Origin of the sequence: Georgenia satyanarayanai, from assembly GCF_900116375.1 — a bacterium.
GTDB classification, from domain to species: domain Bacteria; phylum Actinomycetota; class Actinomycetes; order Actinomycetales; family Actinomycetaceae; genus Oceanitalea; species Oceanitalea nanhaiensis.
The window spans coordinates 61,324-79,607 of record NZ_UETB01000003.1 but is presented as its reverse complement, the minus strand read 5'-3'; the positions used below and the strand labels follow the sequence as shown (position 1 = coordinate 79,607).

Annotated in this window: 15 protein-coding genes; 8 read left to right on the top strand and 7 right to left on the bottom strand. The window is 73.6% G+C overall.

The genetic code is table 11. The annotated features are described in order from the left end of the window. The first annotated feature begins 80 nt into the window (after positions 1-80). The 4 genes from DSZ44_RS06185 to DSZ44_RS06170 all read left to right on the top strand — a co-directional run bounded on the left by DSZ44_RS06185 (position 81) and on the right by DSZ44_RS06170 (position 4,318). Complete coding sequence (locus tag DSZ44_RS06185) at positions 81-1,052, top strand: carbohydrate ABC transporter permease (RefSeq protein WP_373681234.1); 972 nt, start codon at positions 81-83, stop codon at positions 1,050-1,052. After that, positions 1,052-1,999 (top strand): carbohydrate ABC transporter permease, encoded by a 948-nt coding sequence (locus DSZ44_RS06180; RefSeq protein WP_110851744.1) that lies wholly within the window; start codon positions 1,052-1,054, stop codon positions 1,997-1,999. The genes DSZ44_RS06185 and DSZ44_RS06180 overlap by 1 nt, the downstream gene beginning before the upstream one ends. 53 nt (positions 2,000-2,052) lie before the next feature. Then, positions 2,053-3,444, top strand: a complete 1,392-nt coding sequence (locus DSZ44_RS06175; protein WP_110851743.1) for an extracellular solute-binding protein — start codon at positions 2,053-2,055, stop codon at positions 3,442-3,444. Positions 3,445-3,508: 64 nt separating this feature from the next. Continuing rightward, a complete protein-coding gene (locus DSZ44_RS06170) occupies positions 3,509-4,318 on the top strand; it encodes an alpha/beta fold hydrolase (RefSeq protein WP_110851742.1) in 810 nt (269 codons plus the stop codon). Positions 4,319-4,325: 7 nt separating this feature from the next. Here the strand turns inward: DSZ44_RS06170 and DSZ44_RS06165 are convergent, their stop codons facing one another. After that, complete coding sequence (locus tag DSZ44_RS06165; protein WP_110851741.1) at positions 4,326-4,751, bottom strand: hypothetical protein; 426 nt, start codon at positions 4,749-4,751, stop codon at positions 4,326-4,328. A gap of 61 nt (positions 4,752-4,812) precedes the next feature. Further along, on the bottom strand, positions 4,813-5,895 hold the full coding sequence (locus DSZ44_RS06160; RefSeq protein WP_110851740.1) for a YihY/virulence factor BrkB family protein: 1,083 nt from the start codon (positions 5,893-5,895) through the stop codon (positions 4,813-4,815). A gap of 85 nt (positions 5,896-5,980) precedes the next feature. Here DSZ44_RS06160 and DSZ44_RS06155 point away from each other — a divergent pair, with 85 nt between their 5' ends. After that, a complete protein-coding gene (locus DSZ44_RS06155; RefSeq protein WP_110851739.1) occupies positions 5,981-6,469 on the top strand; it encodes a GNAT family N-acetyltransferase in 489 nt (162 codons plus the stop codon). Between the two features lie 7 nt (positions 6,470-6,476). Here DSZ44_RS06155 and DSZ44_RS06150 read toward each other — a convergent pair whose 3' ends face one another. After that, on the bottom strand, positions 6,477-7,610 hold the full coding sequence (locus tag DSZ44_RS06150) for a calcium:cation antiporter (RefSeq protein WP_110851738.1): 1,134 nt from the start codon (positions 7,608-7,610) through the stop codon (positions 6,477-6,479). Positions 7,611-7,771: 161 nt separating this feature from the next. Then, positions 7,772-9,301 (bottom strand): coiled-coil domain-containing protein, encoded by a 1,530-nt coding sequence (locus DSZ44_RS18955; protein WP_112133034.1) that lies wholly within the window; start codon positions 9,299-9,301, stop codon positions 7,772-7,774. A gap of 197 nt (positions 9,302-9,498) precedes the next feature. Between DSZ44_RS18955 and DSZ44_RS06140 the strand changes: the two genes are divergently transcribed. Genes DSZ44_RS06140 through DSZ44_RS06130 form a run of 3 tightly spaced genes read left to right on the top strand, consistent with a single transcriptional unit; the run spans position 9,499 to position 12,717 of the window. Further along, positions 9,499-10,707 carry a hypothetical protein gene (locus DSZ44_RS06140; RefSeq protein WP_181424550.1) on the top strand — a complete coding sequence of 403 codons (1,209 nt, stop codon included), beginning with the start codon at positions 9,499-9,501 and terminating at the stop codon, positions 10,705-10,707. Further along, entirely contained in the window at positions 10,704-11,762 is a 1,059-nt protein-coding gene (locus tag DSZ44_RS06135; protein ID WP_110851736.1) for a DUF8094 domain-containing protein, read from the top strand. The genes DSZ44_RS06140 and DSZ44_RS06135 overlap by 4 nt, the downstream gene beginning before the upstream one ends. Before the next feature lie 40 nt (positions 11,763-11,802). Next, a complete protein-coding gene (locus DSZ44_RS06130) occupies positions 11,803-12,717 on the top strand; it encodes a tetratricopeptide repeat protein (protein ID WP_110851735.1) in 915 nt (304 codons plus the stop codon). A gap of 97 nt (positions 12,718-12,814) precedes the next feature. Here the strand turns inward: DSZ44_RS06130 and glgB are convergent, their stop codons facing one another. The 3 genes from glgB to treS are packed head-to-tail and all read right to left on the bottom strand — an operon-like array spanning position 12,815 to position 18,275. Beyond that, entirely contained in the window at positions 12,815-15,034 is a 2,220-nt protein-coding gene (gene glgB / locus DSZ44_RS06125; protein WP_110851923.1) for a 1,4-alpha-glucan branching protein GlgB, read from the bottom strand. A 44-nt stretch (positions 15,035-15,078) separates the two neighbouring features. Continuing rightward, positions 15,079-16,476: a maltokinase N-terminal cap-like domain-containing protein gene (locus tag DSZ44_RS06120; protein ID WP_110851734.1), complete on the bottom strand. Its 1,398-nt coding sequence runs from the start codon at positions 16,474-16,476 to the stop codon at positions 15,079-15,081. Continuing rightward, entirely contained in the window at positions 16,476-18,275 is a 1,800-nt protein-coding gene (gene treS / locus DSZ44_RS06115) for a maltose alpha-D-glucosyltransferase (RefSeq protein WP_110851921.1), read from the bottom strand. The genes DSZ44_RS06120 and treS overlap by 1 nt, the downstream gene beginning before the upstream one ends. Between the last annotated feature and the right edge of the window lie 9 nt (positions 18,276-18,284).

Here is an 18,284-nt window from a genome sequence, read left to right as displayed (position 1 = left end):
TCTGGCAAGGGTGCCGGACTGAGGGGCGAAGGGACGACGGATGGCACCGCACGACGGCACGAGCACGAGCGGACCCTCCGGTGGCTGAGTCGGTCACGCTGGGTGCGGGTGGGTCGCCGTCCGCTGCCCGCCGGGCGCGCAGGAGCCGGCGCAACGTCCGCTACAACCGCCGTGAGGCCCTCACCGGTCTCCTCTTCATCTCCCCGTGGATCGTCGGCTTCCTCATCTTCACCGCGGGCGCCATGGTGTGGAGCCTGTTCATCGCCTTCAGCGACTACAACCTCGCCACCGGGCAGATGCGGCCCGTGGGCACCCGGAACTTCGAGAACCTCGTCGAGGACCCGCGGGTGGCGACCTCGCTGGCGAACACGCTCTTCTACGCCGTCATGCTCGTCCCGCTCGAGATCGTCTTCGCGCTCACCCTGGCGATGCTGCTGTCGAAGCTGGGTCGGGGCAGCGGCGTCTTCCGCACCATCTACTACCTGCCGAAGATGACGCCGGCCGTCGCCACCGCCGCCGTCTTCTTCCTCCTGCTCAACGGCAACACCGGCGCCATCAACCAGGGGCTGGGCGTCCTCGGCATCGACGGTCCGCAGTGGCTCGTCGACCCCGACTGGGTCAAGCCCTCGATCGTCCTCATGTCGCTGTGGGCGGTGAGCGGCACGATGGTCATCTTCCTCGCGGCGCTCAAGAACGTGCCGCGCGAGCTCTACGAGGTCTCCTCCATCGACGGCGCCGGGCCGGTGCGCCAGTTCCTGTGGATCACCCTGCCGATGATCTCCCCGGCGCTGTTCTTCAACGTCATCGTGCTGAGCATCGCGGCCTTCCAGACCTTCGACCAGGCCTACCTGCTGTTCTGGCGCGACCAGAACAACGCCGCCCCGGAGGCCTCGCTCTTCTACGCCGTCTACCTGTTCCAGCAGGCGTTCCGGCAGTTCAACTTCGGCTTCGCCTCCGCGATGGCGTGGCTGATGTTCGTCATCATCATGGTCGTCACCGTCATCCAGGTGCGCGTGGGCAACCGCCTCGTCTTCTACGAGGGGCAGCGCTGATGTCGGCCCTCAACTCACCCGAGGCGGTCGTCGCCACCGACCGGATCGCCGACGAGGTCAGCGGCACCGAGGGCTACGGCTCCCGACGACGGCGCAAGCCCCCGTTCCGGTTCTCGCCGGGCAAGCTCGTGCTGTGGGTGCTCGTCATCCTCTTCGCCCTCGTCTTCATGTACCCGTTCGCGTGGCTGGTGGCCGCCAGCCTCAAGCCGCGCGGGCAGGTCTTCGACAACAGGCTCGTCCCCGAGACCTTCGTGTGGTCCAACTACGCCGACGTGTGGGAGCAGCTGCCGCTGACGAGCTGGCTGTTCAACAGCCTGGCGATCGCCCTCCTCGCCGCCACCACGGTCGCCGTCTCGAGCACGATGGTCGCCTTCGGCTTCGCACACTTCCGCTTCCCCGGGCGCAACACGCTCTTCGGGCTCGTCCTCGGCACGATGATGCTGCCCGGCGCCGTGACCATGGTGCCGACCTACCTCATCTGGAAGGAGATCGGGCTGCTGGGCACGTGGGCGCCGCTGTGGGCGTTCAACCTCTTCGGCTCGGCGTTCTACATCTTCCTCCAGCGCCAGTTCCTCCTCGGCCTGCCCCGTGAGCTCTTCGAGGCGGCGCGCATGGACGGCGCGAGCTACTGGCGGATCTTCTGGCGGATCGTCATGCCGCTGTCGATCCCCTCGTTCATCATCGTCTTCCTCTTCGAGTTCCAGGCGAGCTGGAACAACCTCCAGGCGGCGCTCATCTACCTCAACGCCGGAGGCGTGGAGGACTTCACCGCGCCGCTCGGCATCGCCTACGCGATGACCCGCTACAGCCCGACGGCGGGCGGCCACGGCGACTACCAGTACGTCATGGTCGCCTCGCTCCTCGTCACCCTGCCGATGCTCGTCCTGTTCGCCTTCGGCCAGCGGTACTTCATCGAGGGCATCGCGACCACCGGGCGCAAGGGGTGAGGCGGTGCCCCGACGGGTCACCGTCCACCCTCCACCGTGAGAAAGGGAACGACATGAACACGCGTCACTCCACACTCGTCGCGACGGGGATGGTCCCGGCCCTCCTGCTCCTCGCGGCCTGCGGCGGCTCCGGCGACGACGGCGGATCGGGCGACGGCGGCTCGGGCGACGGCGAGGCCACCTCCTTCTCCACCGAGGCGACCGGCGCGATCGACGCGTGGGCCTTCGACAACGCCGACGACGTCGGCCAGGCCCGCCTCGACCACGCCGAGCAGGCCCTCACCGACGTCGAGATCCAGCTCGACCCCACGGGCTTCGACGCCCAGAAGTTCACCACCCGCATCGCGAGCGGCGACGTCCCCGACGTCGTCCAGATGGACCGCCGCTACGTCGGCACCTACGCCGCCCAGGGGCTCATCCAGCCGCTCGACCAGTGCTTCGAGGCCCACGAGGTCGTGCCCGACGAGCACTGGTACCCCTTCGTCGTCGACGACGTGCGCTGGCAGGACCAGGTGTGGGCGACGCCGCAGTTCTACCAGCCGCCCGCGGTGCTGCTGAACCGGGACGTGATGAGCGCGGCCGGGGTGGCCGACGAGGACATCGACACCTCGGACCTCGACGTCCTCCTGCCGGCGATCGAGGCGATGTTCACCCAGAGCGGGAGCAACCCCTCCACGCTCGGCTTCGACCCGCAGCCCACCGGCCAGGCCCCGCTGTGGGTGCTCGGCATGGGTGGCACCCTCACCGACGAGGACGGCGCCCCGACCCTCGACGACCCCGCGAACGTCGCGGCGATCGAGCACGTCAAGGCGATCATCGACGCCCAGGGCGGCTACGCGCCGTACAAGAGCTTCGCCGACTCCTTCGACTTCTTCGGCGAGCAGAACCAGTTCGTCGCCGACCAGGTGGGGGCGCAGGTCAACGCGCAGTGGTACCCCAACGTCCTGTCGCCCTACGTCGACGAGGTCGAGCTCGGCGCGGTGCCCTTCCGGGACGCCGACGGTGCGCCCTTCGCAGTCGCGAGCGGCACGGCCTTCGTCGTGCCGGTCGGGGCGGCGAACCCGGACGGCGCCTGCGCGTGGATGGTCGAGGTGACCTCCCTCGATGCGTGGGAGGCGGCCGGCGAGGCCCGCGCGGCGACCATCGCGGCCGAGGGCGGGGTCAACACCGGTCTGTTCACCGGCTCGCCCGAGGCCGACCAGGCGATCCGCGAGGCGCACGTCCAGCCCTCCGGCAACGAGGCGTTCGACCAGGTCATCGAGACCTACTACGAGGTCGTCGAGTACGGGCAGTCCTTCGGTGCCTCACCGGTGGGCCAGGAGATCACCAACGAGCTGACCAACGCGATGACGGCGGCGCTGCTCGAGGACAAGACGCCCGAGGAGGCGTTGGCCGACGCGCAGGCGACCGTCATGCGGGCCTACGAGAACGTCAGCACCGACTGAGACGCCGTCCCGGGCCGCACGTGAGGGCGTGCGGCCCGGGACACCCGCGTGCCATCCTCAGGCCATGAGCACCGCACCCCTTGCCCTGCACCGCCACGGGCCGGCGAGCGGCCTGCCCCTCGTCCTGCTCCACGGCTTCCCGCTGGACTCGCGCATGTGGGACGACGTCGTCGCGCAGCTGCCCGACGTCCCCGTCCTCACCCTCGACGCCCCCGGCTTCGGCGCCTCGCCGGCTCCCGACGACGTCGCCGCCGCCGTGTCCCGCGAGCCCGGACCGTCCCTGGAGACCTACGCGGACGCCGTCGCGGCGAGCCTGCGCGAGCAGGGCGTCGACCGCGCCGTCGTCGCCGGCCTGTCCATGGGCGGGTACGTCGCCCTGGCGCTCGCCGAGCGGCACCGCGGACTGCTCGCCGCCGTCGGGCTCCTCGACACGAGGGCCGACGCCGACAGCGACGACGCGCGCGCGGGCCGGCTGCGCATGGCGGAGGAGGCCGGTCGCACCGGTGCCGACGCCGTGGCCGGGATGGTCGACGTCGTGCTCGGGGAGACGACCCGGGCCGAGCGGCCGGAGGTCGTGGACCGGGTGCGTGAGTGGGCGGCGCAGGGGTCGCCGGCCGGGATCGCGTGGGCGCAGCGGGCGATGGCCGCCCGGCCCGCCCGCGTGGCGGCGCTCGAGGACCTCGAGGTGCCCGGACTCGTCCTCCGCGGCGCGGAGGACCTCACGAGCACGCAGGAGGCGGCCGAGGTGATGGCCCGGGCGCTGGGCGGGGAGGCCGAGCTCGTCGTCGTCCCGCGGGCCGGGCACATGAGCGCAGTCGAGGAGCCGGCCGCCGTGGCGCAGGCGCTGCGGCGGCTGCACGCCTCGGTTGCCTGAGGAGGCCTCAGCCGAGCGTGCGCCAGCCGGGCAGCAGTCGCTCGAGGGCGTCGGGCAGGTCGATCGACTCCCCGTCCCGGCCGCCGGCGCCGAGGACCATCGGGGGCGGGGTGGGGCGCAGGTCGACGCCGCGCAGCCGCTCCCGCAGGCCGAGCGGGGCGGTGAGGACGTAGAAGTCCCCGTCGGTGCTGAGGCCGGCGGAGCGGTCGGTGCGCAGGTACCAGCCGGTGACGGTGCTGCGCGCCACCCCGCGGCCGCCGTAGCCGCGCACCCGCAGCGGCTCGGCCGGGACCCGGTCGCGGGCGACGGCGGCAAAGTCGTGGAGCAGCCGGGCGGCCCTCTCGTGCTCGGCGCGCTGTCGCTGCTCGAGCATGTCGGCGTGGACGGCCGCGGCCTCCCGCCGCTGCTGCGCCCAGTCGTGCTCCTCGCTCACGGTCCCAGCGTAGACCGACGGCGGGCCGCCCCACGGGTCCCGCCGGGCGGCCCGGGGGAGGTCAGTCGTCGTCGCCGCGGGAGTGGCGTCCGCCGGGCGCCGCTGCGGCGCCCTCGTCCTGGGTGCGGCCGTGCGAGCGGCGCAGCGCGCGGCCCCGCTCGACGTCCTCGCGGTGCTGCTCGGCCTTCTTGTCCGAGGCCGTGGTGTCGCGCGCCGGCAGCTGGATCTGCTCCTCGGCCTCGATGCCGGCCTGGAGCTGGCGTCCCCGCTCGAGCTCGGCGTCGAACTCGGCGCCGAAGAGCAGCGCGAGGTTCATGATCCACAGCCACAGGAGGAAGATGATGACGCCGGCCAGCGCCCCGTAGGTCTCGTTGTAGCTGCTGAAGCGCGAGACGTAGAAGCCGAAGCCCACCGTCGCGAGCGCCGCGACGACGATCGCGATGACGGCGCCCATGCTGATCCAGCGGAACTTGGGCTGCTTGATGTTGGGGGCGGCGTAGTAGAGCAGCGCGATGATGACGATGACGATGACGACGAGCACCGGCCACTTCGCGATGTTCCACACGGTCACCGCGGCGGACCCCAGGCCGATCGTGTCCCCGACCGTCTGGGCGACCGGGCCGCTGACGACGAGGATGACGATGGCGGCCGCGACGAGGAGGAGCAGGACGAGGGTGAGCAGGTAGGTCCACGGGCGCAGCTTCCAGATCGGACGGCCCTCGGGGACCTCATAGATCTTGTTCATCGCCTTGGCGAAGCCGGTGACGTAGTTCGACGCGGTCCACAGCGCGGTGAGCAGACCGATGACGAGACCGATCCCGGGCGCCGGCGCACTCGTGAGGCTCTGGAGCACCGGCTCGAGCGTGTCCATCGTGCTCGCCGGCAGGACGTCACCGAGCATGGTCTCGATCTGGCTCGTGCCCTGCTCGTCCTGGCCCACGAGGGAGAGGATCGACACCAGCGCGATGAGCGCCGGGAAGAGCGAGAGCACCGCGTAGTACGTCAGTCCCGCGGCGAGGGTGGTGCAGTCGTCCCGGATGAACTCGCGCACCGTCTTGCGCAGCACGTAGGTCCACGACGGCTTCCTGATGTCGGTGGGGGAGTCCGGCTTGTCGGGGTGCTCGGGGTCGTGGCGCTCGCTCATCGTCACTCCTGTCGTCGCGTAGCAGCCAGCGTGGGCCTGGTGGTGGTGCTCCGCAACCGGGGGCCGGTGGCTTAGCGTGTGCGTCATGGCTGGCCCTCTCCACGTCCGCGCAGCACGCCCCGACGACGCCGTCGCTCTTGCCGAGCTCCACGTCCGCTGCTGGCGGGAGACCTACGCGCAGGGCGTGCCCGAGCCCGTCTACGCCCGCATGGAGGAGGAGGCCCCGGCCCGCTGGGCGCGGCGCCTGGAGGACCCCGACGCCGGCACCACCTGGGTGGGCACCGTGCGGGAGACCGGTGAGCTCGCCGGCTTCTCCCGGGCCGAGGCCACCGGCCCCGGTGAGCTGCGCCCGCTCCTCCTAGCCGGGCTGTACGTGCTCGCCCGCTGGCACGGCCAGGGCCTGGGCGGGGCGCTGCTCGAGCACGCGGTCGGCGACGCCCCGGCCTACCTGTGGGTGGCCGAGGGCAACGAGCGCGCCCAGCGCTTCTACGAGCGGGCCGGCTTCTCCCTCACCGGCGAGCGCCGCGTGGAGGAGCGGTTCGGCGGTATCGCCGACCTCCGCATGGTCCGCTGAGCGCGCCTCAGGACAGGACGGTGACGGCGTAGACGGCGAAGACCGCCAGGTGCGCGGCGCCGTGGGTGGCGGTGACGCGCGGGGCGGCGAAGGTCGTCACCGACAGCAGCAGGCTCACGCCGAGCAGCAGGAGGTTGAGCGGTGACTCGGCGAGCACCACTGCCTGCCCCGTGAGCATGCCAATGACGAGGACGGTGGGGATCGTCAGGCCCAGCGTGGAGACCAGGGCGCCGTGGCAGAGGTTGCTCACCCGCTGGATCTCCCCGGCGAGGGCGGCGCGCACGGCCGTGATCGACTCCGGCAGGAAGACGATCATCGCGATGAGGACCCCGGCCAGGGCGGTGGGCGCGCCGAGCCGGCCGAGACCGTCGTCGAGGAGGGCGGCCATGTCGTGGGAGAGCAGCACGATGGGGAGCACGGTGGTGACGAGGAGCCCGGTGCGCAGGAGCACGTCGGCGCGGTGCTCGGCGAGGACCGCGCGCACGTGCGTCCGTCCGGCCGTCGTCGCGCTCGGCACGCCCCGACGGGAGACCTCCCGGAAGTCCGCCGCCTGGGCGCCGGTCTGCCGGGCGAGGAAGAAGGCGTAGAGCCCCAGCGTGACGAGGACGACCGGCACGGCCTGCGCGGAGGTGTAGGAGCCGTCGGTGCCCAGGGCGGCAGGGACCGCGAGGGCGAGCGCGACGAGGACGACGAGCACCGAGTGGTACTGCGAGGCGCCGGCCGCGTTGGGCGCCAGGCCACCGTGCCTCCTGCCACCGACGAGGAGCGCGAGCCCGACGACGAGGCCCAGGATGATCATCGACACGGCCATGACCGAGTCGCGGGCGATGGTCGTGTGCTCGCCCGGGCCGAGCATGACGGCGGAGATGAGGACGACCTCGATGACGACGATCGAGAGCGTGAGGACGAGGGAGCCGTAGGGGTCCCCGAGCCGTCGCGCGAGGTGCTCGGCCTCGTGGACGACACCGAAGGCGCACACGAGGACGACCCCGACGATGACGACGAGCGCCGCCACCAGCACGGGCCTGGGGACGGGCGCCTCGAGCAGCGGGCCGGACAGCGCGAGGGCGAGGACGGCGCCCCAGCCGAGGAGGAGCCGCGCGGCGGCGGCGGGGGTGAGGATCGAGCGGGCGGTGGACATGGCCGGGTCCCTCGTGACGGGGTCGTCCCCGTGACCGGGCTGGCGAGCGGGTCGTCCCGGCTCGCGGCGGCAGTCGCTCGCGCCGCAGCCCAGGCTAGCGGACCGGCCGCGCCCGGGCCGGGCCGGGCCGGTGACCGGACCCACCACCGAGCCCGGTGGGGTCAGCGGCGCTCGTCCTCGACGGCCGGCATGACGGCGGTCTCCCCGGAGACGGCGTCCATGACCTCGGTCCGCGGCTCGTCGGTCGCGCCCGGGGCAGGCCCGGCGTGGGCAGCGGCCTCGTCCGCGGCGGCGCTGCCGGGGTCGGTCCCGGTGGTCTCCTCGTCGTCGCCGGCGAGCTCGTCGGGCTCGGCCGCCGCGGCGTCCTCGTCCTCGACGACGTCCTGCGGGGTCGTCCCGACGTGGACCTCGCCCTCCGCCGCGGTGACGTCGGTCGCGTCAGGGGCGCCGGCGTCGTCGTGGCCGGCGGCGACGACGTCCGCCTGGGCGGCGGCGAGACCGGCGGCGGCGACGTCCGCCCGGGCCGCGGCGAGGTCCGCGGCGGCGCCGTCACTCGGCTCCTGCGGCTGCGCGGAGGCGGCGGGGGTCCGGGTGGCGAGGACACCGCGCAGCTCGTTGAGGTAGGTCGTGATGTCCTCGCGCTGCCGGGAGAGGTCGGCGATCTCCTCGGCGAGCGTGTCGCGCTCGCGCTGCGCGGCCTCGGCGGCCTCGCGCAGCAGGCGCTCGGACTCGGCGCGCGCCTCGGCGAGCACCTGCTCGGCCTCCTCCCGCGCCTGCTCCACCCGGCGCGCCGCGGCGGCGTCGGCGTCGGCGAGGACGGACTCGGTGCGGCCGAGGGACTCGGCGAGGCGCGCCTCGGCGTCGGCGGCCCGGCGCTCGGTCTCCTCGGCCAGGGCGGTGGTGGCGGCGCGTGCCTCGGCGTGGGCCGCGGCGGCAGCGCGCTCGGTCTCCTCCCGCAGCGTCGCGGCCTCGAGCTCGGCACGGTGGCGCACCTGCTCCGCCTCGGCGCGCGCCTGCTCGAGGGCGTTGTGCGCCTCCTGGTGGAGGACGGTGGCCTCGGACCGGAGGCGGGTGGCCTCCGCCTCCGCGGCGGTCCGCAGCTCGAGGACCTCACGCTCGGCGGTGGCACGGGTGAGCGCGAGCTCGCGGTCGAGGTCCGCGCGGCGGTGCTGCTCCTCGTCGCGGACGGTCTCCTGGACGCGGGCGGCCTCCCGCTCGGCGGAGGAGACGATCTCCTCGGCGGAGCGCTGGGCGACCTCGAGGGCGGAGCCGGCCTGACGCTGCGCGTCCTCGAGCGTCTCCTGGGCCTGGCGGCGGGCGGCGGCCAGCCGCGAGGCGGCCTCGGACTCCGCGCGCTCGGTGAGCTCGGCCGCCCGCTGCTCCGCCGCGGCGACGGCCTCCGCAGCCTGCGCGCGGGCCCGGTCGACCACGCCCGAGGACTGCTCCTCGGCGGAACGGAGCAGCTGCTCGATGCGCGCCCCCAGGCCGGCGTAGGTGGGCTGAGCGCGTTCGCGCAGCTCGCGCTGCGCCTGGGACAGCTCCCCGGACAGCCGCATGGTGCGCTCGTCGAGGGCCGCCACCTGCTGCCGGGCACCGGCGAGCGCGGTCTCCAGGGCGTGCATCCGCTGGTCGACCTGCGCACGGTCGTAGCCGCGCATGACCACGGGGAACACGGGCTGGTCCTCGCTCATCTGTCCTCCTGCTCACGGGGCGGCACGCTCCTGCGGGCCAGGGCCAGCGTAACCGGGGCCCCTGACGGACCACCCGGGCGATACGGAGCCCTCGCGGGATCGTCGCACTTTGGTCACAACCTGATAACGCGGTGGCGCGGCCCGCGGCGTATCCTGGGTCGTCGCACCCGCGCCCACCTGGGAGGAATCCCCACCCCGTGACCCGACGCAGAATGCCCCTGATGCTCGCCCTGGCCGGCGTGCTCGTCATCCTGGCCTCCGTCGTCGCAGCCGTCGTCGTACGCTCCTCCGACACCGCGACGCTCGCGCTCGGTGAGCGTCCTGACGTGCCCGTGGTGGTGACGGGGCCCGGCGTCCTGGACGCCGTCGACCCCGAGGTCACCGTGCGGGCCACCGCCGGCGACGACGAGCAGGTCGTCCTCGCCATCGGGCGCAGCTCGGAGGTCGACGCCTGGCTCGACGGCGCCGACCACATGCGGGTGACGGGCCTGTCCTCGTGGGAGGAGCTCACCACCGAGGTCGTCACCGGCGCTCCGGCGGCGGCACCCACCGACGCCCCGACCGACGGCGCCGAGGAGCCCGCCGAGCAGCCCGCCGGGCTCCCCGACCCGGCCGGCTCGGACCTGTGGGTCGTGGAGACCGTCTCGACGGGCTCCGCCGAGCTCAGCTGGTCCGACAGCCCGGGCCGCTGGAGCCTCGTCGCCGCGACCGACGGCACCGGCCCCGCGCCGCAGATCGAGCTCGAGTGGGGCCGCCAGGTCAGCACCCCCTGGCTCGTCCCGGGGATCGTCGTCGGCGTGCTCGCCCTCGTGGCCGGCGTCACGATGCTCGTGCTCGACGTCCTCGCGCGGCGTGAGGAGCGCCGCCGGGAGGCAGGCCGCACCGAGGGCCCGGCACGCAGCATCACCGACACCGACCCGGGGACCGGTGAGCGCCTCACCCGCCGCCAGATCCGCGAGCTCGAGGCGCTCGACCACTCCGAACGGGCCCGGGCCACCGGTGACGCGCTGCCCCCGCCCGTCCCGTTCGCACCCGGCGACGACGCACACACCGACGACGCGGACGCCGTCGTCACGGACCACGCGGCCACCCGGCCGGAGCCGGCCGTCCACGAGCCGGAGCCGCTCGCGACCGCGGGCCCCGACGACGAGGCGAGGGCCGGCGAGGTCGAACCACTCGAGCCCGCGCTCGAGGAGGTCGAGCCGCAGGAGCAGGAGCCCGAGCCGGCCGAGCTCGCCCCGGAGGAGTCCGCCGGCACCCCGGACGGCTCACCCGAGGCCGACGACGAGGAGGGCTACGAGCCCGCCCCGCCGTCGTGGCGCTCGGTCTGGGGCTTCGGCGGCACCGCCGGCCCCCGCACCCCACCCACCCAGCCCATGGACGACGACGGAGAGGAGCGACGATGACCGGCGCCACCCCCCACCCCCGCCGCAGGGTCACCCGGTTCGCCGCCGGTGCCACCGTCACCGCGCTGCTCCTCGTGGGCTGCTCGGAGGACGTCCCGCAGCCCGCGCCCGAGCCGAGCGCCACGGCCCCGCTGCCCGTGCTCGACGAGGACCGTATCGAGCGGATCCTCGCCGACGTCGAGGAGACCGTCGACGAGGCGGACGCCGCGCTGGACCCCGAGCTCCTCACCGACCGCCTCACCGGCCCCGCCCTGGCGATGCGCCAGGCCGAGTACCGCCTGAGCACCGCCTCGGAGGGGGAGCGCACGCCCACGCCCCTGACGACGGACAGCCAGGTCGAGGTCGTCGCCGCCACCGACGAGTGGCCGCGCTCGCTGTACGTCGTCTCCCACGTGCCCGACGACGCGAACCTGCCGCTCCTGCTCGTCCTCACCCAGGAGGACGCCCGCAGCCAGTACAAGCTGTGGTTCTGGACCACGCTGCTGCCGGGGGCGCAGACCCCGAGCACCGCGCGCCCGGACGCGGGCAGCGCGCAGCTGGCGCCGGACGCCGAGGGCCTGGCCGCCACCCCGCAGCAGACCGTCGCCCGCTACGCCGACCTCCTGGCCGACCCGGACGGAGGGGGCGCCGCGCTCTTCGCCGAGGATCCCTTCCGCACCGGCTACGCCGAGATGATCTCCGCGCTGCGGGCGACCGTCGAGGTGGCCGGTGAGGTGAGCGAGAGCTACGGGGTGCGCGAGGGTTCCGTCTCGGCCATGCAGACCGCCGAGGGCGGCGCGCTCGTCGTCGGCGTCATCGACGGGCGGCTCAACCTGCGCCGCACCGTCGAGGGCTCCACCCTCGAGGCGGGCGGGGACCTCGGTCTCCTCATGGAGCAGGACCCCCGGATCGACGGTGAGGCCCGCGCCCACTACCTCATCCCCGTCGCCTTCTCCGTGCCGCCCGAGGGCAGCGACGAGCAGGTCGCCGTCCTCGGCGCCACGCAGGTGCTCGCGAACGTCGGGGTGAGCGACCGGGCCCCGGAGGATGAGGAAGAGGACGACGGCGAGGGGTAACGTCGTCGTCAGGACCTCACCGCACAGAGCAAGGACACCGATGAGCCAGCCCTCGATCAACCTCCACGGAGCCGTAGACCTCTCAGCCCTGGCCCGCCCGCCCCAGTCGCCGTCGGCACCCGCCGGTGACGCCACCGAGGCGCCGGTCGTCGTCGACGTCACCGAGGCGACCTTCCAGCAGACGGTCGAGCTGTCGATGCGTGTGCCGGTCGTCGTGGAGGTGTCGGCCGCGTACGCGGGCGGCCCGTCCGCGGTGCTCGACAAGGTGGTCACCGACCTCGGGGGGCGCGTCCAGCTCGCCCGGGTCGACGTCGAGACCAGCCCGCAGATCGCCCAGGCCTTCCAGGTGCAGGCGGTGCCGACCGTCGTCGCCATCGTCCGCGGCCAGCCCGTGCCGCTGTACCAGGGGGACTACCCCGAGGAGCAGCTGCGCGCCGTCATCGACGAGCTGCTGCGCGTCGCCGCCCAGGCCGGGGTCACCGGCACGGTGAGCGGCTCGGGTGCCGAGGAGGAGCCCGCCGCGCCGGAGGAGCCGCCGCTGCCCCCGCTGCACGCGGAGGCGCTGGACGCGATCGAGCGCGAGGACTACCCCGCCGCCGCGGACGCCTACCGGCGGGCGCTCAAGGAGAACCCGGCGGACCACGAGGCCAGCGCGGCGCTCGCGCAGGTCGAGCTCATCATCCGCACCGCCAGCTCCGGCGGTCTGCAGGCCATCACCGACGCCGAGGGCGTCGCGCCCACCGACGTCGCCGCGCACCTGGCGGCGGCCGACGCCGAGATCGCGGCCGGCCGGCCGCAGGCGGCCTTCGACCGGCTCATCGCCGTCGTCCGTGCGACGGCGGGGGAGGACCGCGAGGAGGCGCGCAAGCGCATCGTCGAGTACTTCGAGATCGTCGGCAACGCCGACCCCGCCGTCGCCGACGCCCGCCGCAACCTCGCGAGCGCCCTCTACTAGCCCCCGCCCCTTGCCCGCATGTGCGGGAAAGATGCGCTGCCCCGACCGGTCGGGGCAGCGCATCTTCCGCATATGCGGTGAGGGAGAGGGGTGGGGGTCAGGACTCCGGCGTGAGCCAGAGGGCACCGAGCGGCGGGATGCGCAGGCGCGCCGAGGCCGGGCGGCCGTTCCACGGCAGCTCCTCGGCGAGCACGCGGCCGAGGTTGCCCACGCCCGAGCCGCCGTACTCCTCGGCGTCGGTGTTGAGGATCTCGGTCCACGTGCCGGCGTGGGGCAGCCCCACCCGGTAGCCCTCGTGCGGGGCGCCGGCGAAGTTGACGATGCACACGACGTCGCGGCCCTCGCCCGAGGGGTCGGTGCGCAGGAAGCTGATGACGTTGTGGTCGCCGTCGCCCGCCTCGATCCACTGGAAGCCGGCGGGGGAGAAGTCGTCGGCGAACAGCGCCGGGTGGGCGCGGTAGACGTCGTTGAGCCGGCGCACGAGGTCGGCGGTGCCGGCGTGCGGCGGGTGGTCGAGCAGGTGCCAGTCCAGGCCCCGGGACTCCGACCACTCCTCCTCCTGCGCGAACTCGCAGCCCATGAACAGCAGCTGCTTGCCCGGGTGGGACCACTGGTAGGCGAGCAGGGCGCGCACGCCGGCGAGCTGCTGCCAGCGGTCGCCGGGCATCTTGCGCAGGAGCGAGCCCTTGCCGTGGACGACCTCGTCGTGGCTCAACGGCAGGACGAACTGCTCGGAGAAGGCGTAGACGAGGGAGAAGGTGAGCTCCCCGTGGTGGTAGCGCCGGTTGATCGGCTCCTCCGCCAGGTAGCGCAGGGTGTCGTTCATCCAGCCCATGTTCCACTTGAGCCCGTAGCCGAGCCCGCCCTGGTCGGTGGGCGCGCTGACGCCGGGCCACGCGGTGGACTCCTCGGCGATCATGACGATCCCGGGCACGCGGCGGTAGGCGGTGGCGTTGGTCTCCTGGAGGAAGCTGATCGCCTGGAGGTTCTCCCGGCCGCCGTGCTCGTTGGGGCGCCACTGGCCGGGCTCGCGGGAGTAGTCGAGGTAGAGCATCGAGGCGACCGCGTCCACGCGCAGGCCGTCGATGTGGAACTCCTCGAGCCAGTACAGCGCGTTGGCGACGAGGAAGTTGCGCACCTCGCGCCGCCCGAAGTTGAAGACGAGGGTGCCCCAGTCGGGCTGCTCCCCGCGCAGCGGGTCCGGGTCCTCGTACAGCGGTGTCCCGTCGAAGCGGGCCAGCGCCCAGCTGTCTTTGGGGAAGTGTGCCGGGACCCAGTCCATGATGACGCCGATGCCGGCCTGGTGGAACGCGTCGACGAGGTGGCGGAAGTCGTCGGGGCCGCCCATCCGCGCCGTCGGGGCGTAGTAGGAGGTGACCTGGTAGCCCCACGAGCCACCGAAGGGGTGCTCGGCGACCGGCATGAACTCCACGTGGGTGAAGCCGAGCCCGGCCACGTAGTCGACGAGGTCGACGGCGAGGTCCCGGTAGCTCAGGCCCGGGCGCCACGAGGCGAGGTGGACCTCGTACACGCTCATCGGCCCGGAGTGCGGGTCGGTCGCGGCGCGGCGGGCGATCCACTCCTCGTCCTGCCACTCGTAGTGGGACTCGGTGACGACGGAGGCCGTCGCGGGCGGGTGCTCCGCGGCGCGGGCCATGGGGTCGGCCTTCTCGTGCCAGGTGCCGTCGCGGTACTGGATCTCGAACTTGTAGCGGGCACCGGACGCGACGCCGGGAAGGAAGATCTCCCACACGCCGCTGGAGCCGAGGGAGCGCATCGCCGAGAGGCGCCCGTCCCAGCCGTTGAAGTCACCCTTGACGCGTACGGCGCGCGCGTTGGGAGCCCACACCGCGAAGGACGTGCCGGTGACCTCACCGAGCGCGGAGGGGTAGCGGCGCACGTGGGCGCCCAGCACCGTCCACAGCTGCTCGTGGCGGCCCTCGCCGACGAGGTGGAGGTCGAGCTCGCCGAGCGTCGGCAGGAAGCGGTAGGGGTCGTCGGTCTGGTGGGTGTCCGGGCCGTAGGTGACCTCGAGGCGGTAGTCGGGCACCTCGGTGCCCGGGACGGTGGTCACCCACACGCCCTCGGCTTCGTGCTCGAAGGGCTGGCGCCCGTCGGCGGTGACGAGGACGACGGCGTCCGCGAGGGGCCGCAGGGTGCGGATGGTCACGGCGTCCTCGCCGACGTGTGGTCCGAGCACGTCGTGGGGCTGGTGGTGCAGGCCCGCGGCGACGGCGTGGAGCACGCCGTGGTCGACCGGGGCCGGTCCGGGCGCAGGAGGGGCGGGGGCCGGTGCCGGGCTCTCGTCGTTCGTCATGTCGTCCACTCTTCCATCACGTCCGTGCTGTCGCGCGAGAAGGGTCAGGGGGCGGTCACGCCGAGCAGCCGCCGCACCCCGGAGACGGGGATCGACAGCCACTCGGGGCGGTTGCGAACCTCGTAGACCGCCTCGTACAGGGCCTTGTCGAGCTCGAGGGCGGCGAGCAGCTCGGCGTCCTCCCGGGGGTCGCGGCCGGCCTCGCGCGCGTACCCGTCGAGGAAGGCGCCGCGCGCCCGCGCCACCCAGTCGTCGGCCACCTCGGCGCCGTGCTCGCGCAGCGCCGCGCCGGCGGCGTAGTCCAGGGAGCGCAGTATCCCGGCGACGTCCCGCAGCGCGAGGTCGGGGGCGGTGCGCTCACCCAGCGGGCGCAGCGGCTCGCCCTCGAAGTCGAGGAGCAGCCACCCGCGCCCGGGGGCCTCGATGACCTGCCCGAGGTGGAGGTCGCCGTGGATGCGCTGCAGACCCGGCCAGGTCGTGTTCTCGGTGCGGGCGTAGACGGCGGCGATCGTCTCGCGGTGCTCCTCGAGCCCAGGGACCTCGAGCAGCGCGGCAGTGGCGCGGTGGCGCCAGGTGGCGCGCAGCTGCGAGCGCACCGGCGCGGTGGCCTCGTGGGTGGGGAAGGCGGCCGCGAGGTCGCGGTGGACGGAGGCGACGGCGGACCCCAGGTGGGTGGCCCGCTCGGTGAGGTCGGCGCCGTCGGCGGCGGCCCGGACGGCCACCCGCCACGCGTCCTCGACCCCGGGGAGGAACTCCTGGGCGAAGGCGAGGTGGCCGTGGCGGCGCTGGTCCCCCGCCCCGGGCCACTCCCCGTAGAGGTCGCCGAGGGGCGCGGGCACGCGCGTGCTGCCGGCCGCGGCGAGGGCCTCCTGGACGACGACGTCGGGGTTGCGGCCGTCGGCCAGCACCCGGAAGACTTTGCAGATGACCGGCGGCCCGTCCTCGCCCTCGAAGATGATCGAGGTGTTGGACTGCTCCCCGCGCAGCACCCGCACCTGCTCGCCGGCGGTGTGCGCGGTCATCGCGCCGTCGCCGCCCGCCCGGTGGCCGGCGGCGCGCCCGTACTGGGCGCCGCCGTCGGACTCGACCGTCTCCCCGCCGAGGATCGTCGACAGGAGGAGCCGGGCGTAGACCGGGTCGTGGCACCCGTCGTAGATCCACCGCGGGCCGAGCTCGGAGTGCTCGGCCTGCGCGACGAGCGCGTGGGCGAGCTCGGGCTCCGGCGCACCGCGGTAGGTGAGCGGGATCTGGTAGACGACGGGGGCGGGGCCGCCGTCGTCCTGGACGAGCCAGGTCTCCACGCCCACCTCGCCCTCGGGGTCCTGGTAGCGCAGGCCGCCGACGCGCTGCAGCTGCGGCGTGCGCCCCTTGGCGGTGTACCAACGCTGCCGGGCGACCCACTCGGGCAGGAAGTCGGCGAACGACGGCGTGAGGGTCGGCATCAGGGCTCCCGGTGGTCCGCGGGCGGCAGGGGCTCGAGCGGGGTGGCGGCCGAGGGGGCGCTCGCCGGTGGCTGGGCCGCGGGGGCGGCCGGCGCGGCGGGCTCCAGCTGCAGCCAGAAGAAGTCGCGCGAGCCGAGGGTGAGGGTCACCTGGCCGCCCGCGTCGACGTCCGGGAAGACCGCCCCGCCGAAGAGGTCGGTGAGCTGCCGACCGGCGAACCGCGGGGCCTGGATATGGGCGGCGCGCGGGGTGTTGGCGAGGTTCATCACGCAGAGGATCGCCTCGTCGTCGTTCTCCCGCACGAAGGCGAGGACGGCGTCACTGTCCACCTCGAGGAACTCGAAGCCGCCGGTCCCGAAGACCGGGTGGGCGCGGCGCACCTCGAGGATGCCGCGCACCCAGTGGAGCAGCGAGGTGGGTGTCGCGTACTGCGCCTCGACGTTGACCGCCTGGTAGTGGTTGACCAGGGACTGCACGAGGGGCAGGTAGAGCTTGCCCGGGTCGGCGGTGGAGAAACCGGCGTTGCGGTCGGGGGACCACTGCATGGGCGTGCGCACGGCGTCCCGGTCGGGCAGCCAGATGTTGTCCCCCATGCCGATCTCGTCGCCGTAGTAGAGGTACGGGCTGCCGGGCAGGGACAGGAGCAACGCGTGCGCGAGCTCGATCTCCGCGCGGGAGTTGCCCAGGAGCGGGGACAGCCGCCGCCGGATCCCGACGTTCGCGCGCATGCGCGGGTCCTCGGCGTACCAGCCGTACATGGCGGCACGTTCCTCGGTGGAGACCATCTCGAGGGTGAGCTCGTCGTGGTTGCGCAGGAAGGTCGCCCACTGGGCGCCCCGCGGGATCGCCGGGGTGTCGGCGAGGATGTCGCGGATCGCGTGCGCCCGCTGCTCGCGGAGCGCGTAGAAGAGGCGCGGCATGACCGGGAAGTGGAAGCACATGTGGCACTCGGGGTCGGACTCGGTGCCGTAGTACTCGACGACGTCCTCGGGCCACTGGTTCGCCTCGGCGAGGATGAGCGTGCCGGGGAACTCCCGGTCGACCATCGCGCGCAGGTCCCGGATGAACTCGTGGGTGCGCGGGAGGTTCTCGCAGTTGGTCCCCTCCTCCTCGAAGAGGTAGGGCACGGCGTCCAGCCGAAAGCCGTCCACCCCCATCCGGCACCAGAACCGGACGACGTCGTGCATCGCCTCGATGACCTTGGGGTTCTCGAAGTTGAGGTCGGGCTGGTGGGAGAAGAAGCGGTGCCAGTAGTACTGGCGGCGCACCGGGTCGAAGGACCAGTTCGAGGTCTCGGTGTCGACGAAGATGATGCGGGCGTCGCCGTACTTGGTGTTGTCGTCGCTCCACACGTAGAAGTCGCCGTAGGGCCCGTCGGGCATCGCCCGGGAGGCCTGGAACCACGGGTGCTGGTCGCTCGTGTGGTTCATGACGAGGTCGATGATGATCCGCAGCCCCCGGGAGTGGGCCTCCTCGAGGAGCTCCTGGAAGTCCTCGACGGTGCCGTACTCCGCCGCCACCGCGGTGTAGTCGGCGACGTCGTACCCGCCGTCGCGCAGGGGCGAGGGGTAGAAGGGCGGGATCCACAGGCAGTCGACCCCCAGCCACTGGAGGTAGTCGAGGCGGTCGATGAGCCCGCGCAGGTCGCCGGTGCCCGAGCCGTCGGAGTCGCCGAAGGCGCGCAGCAGCACCTCGTAGAACACGGCGGTGCGGTACCACTCGGGGTCGGGCGTGAGACCGGGGCGCTCGCCGTGGCCGAGCCGGGGGATGGGGTCGGTGCGGGCGGTCAGGGCCCGCACGGGGTTGTT

Coding starts and splice junctions, on each gene's coding strand:
- DSZ44_RS06135 (WP_110851736.1), top strand. CDS start 10,704: ATGACCGGCGCCACCCCCCACCCCCGCCGCAGGGTCACCCGGTTCGCC.
- DSZ44_RS06160 (WP_110851740.1), bottom strand. CDS start 5,895: ATGAGCGAGCGCCACGACCCCGAGCACCCCGACAAGCCGGACTCCCCC.
- DSZ44_RS18955 (WP_112133034.1), bottom strand. CDS start 9,301: ATGAGCGAGGACCAGCCCGTGTTCCCCGTGGTCATGCGCGGCTACGAC.
- DSZ44_RS06180 (WP_110851744.1), top strand. CDS start 1,052: ATGTCGGCCCTCAACTCACCCGAGGCGGTCGTCGCCACCGACCGGATC.
- DSZ44_RS06170 (WP_110851742.1), top strand. CDS start 3,509: ATGAGCACCGCACCCCTTGCCCTGCACCGCCACGGGCCGGCGAGCGGC.
- glgB (WP_110851923.1), bottom strand. CDS start 15,034: ATGACGAACGACGAGAGCCCGGCACCGGCCCCCGCCCCTCCTGCGCCC.
- DSZ44_RS06150 (WP_110851738.1), bottom strand. CDS start 7,610: ATGTCCACCGCCCGCTCGATCCTCACCCCCGCCGCCGCCGCGCGGCTC.
- DSZ44_RS06120 (WP_110851734.1), bottom strand. CDS start 16,476: ATGCCGACCCTCACGCCGTCGTTCGCCGACTTCCTGCCCGAGTGGGTC.
- DSZ44_RS06175 (WP_110851743.1), top strand. CDS start 2,053: ATGAACACGCGTCACTCCACACTCGTCGCGACGGGGATGGTCCCGGCC.
- DSZ44_RS06155 (WP_110851739.1), top strand. CDS start 5,981: ATGGCTGGCCCTCTCCACGTCCGCGCAGCACGCCCCGACGACGCCGTC.
- DSZ44_RS06130 (WP_110851735.1), top strand. CDS start 11,803: ATGAGCCAGCCCTCGATCAACCTCCACGGAGCCGTAGACCTCTCAGCC.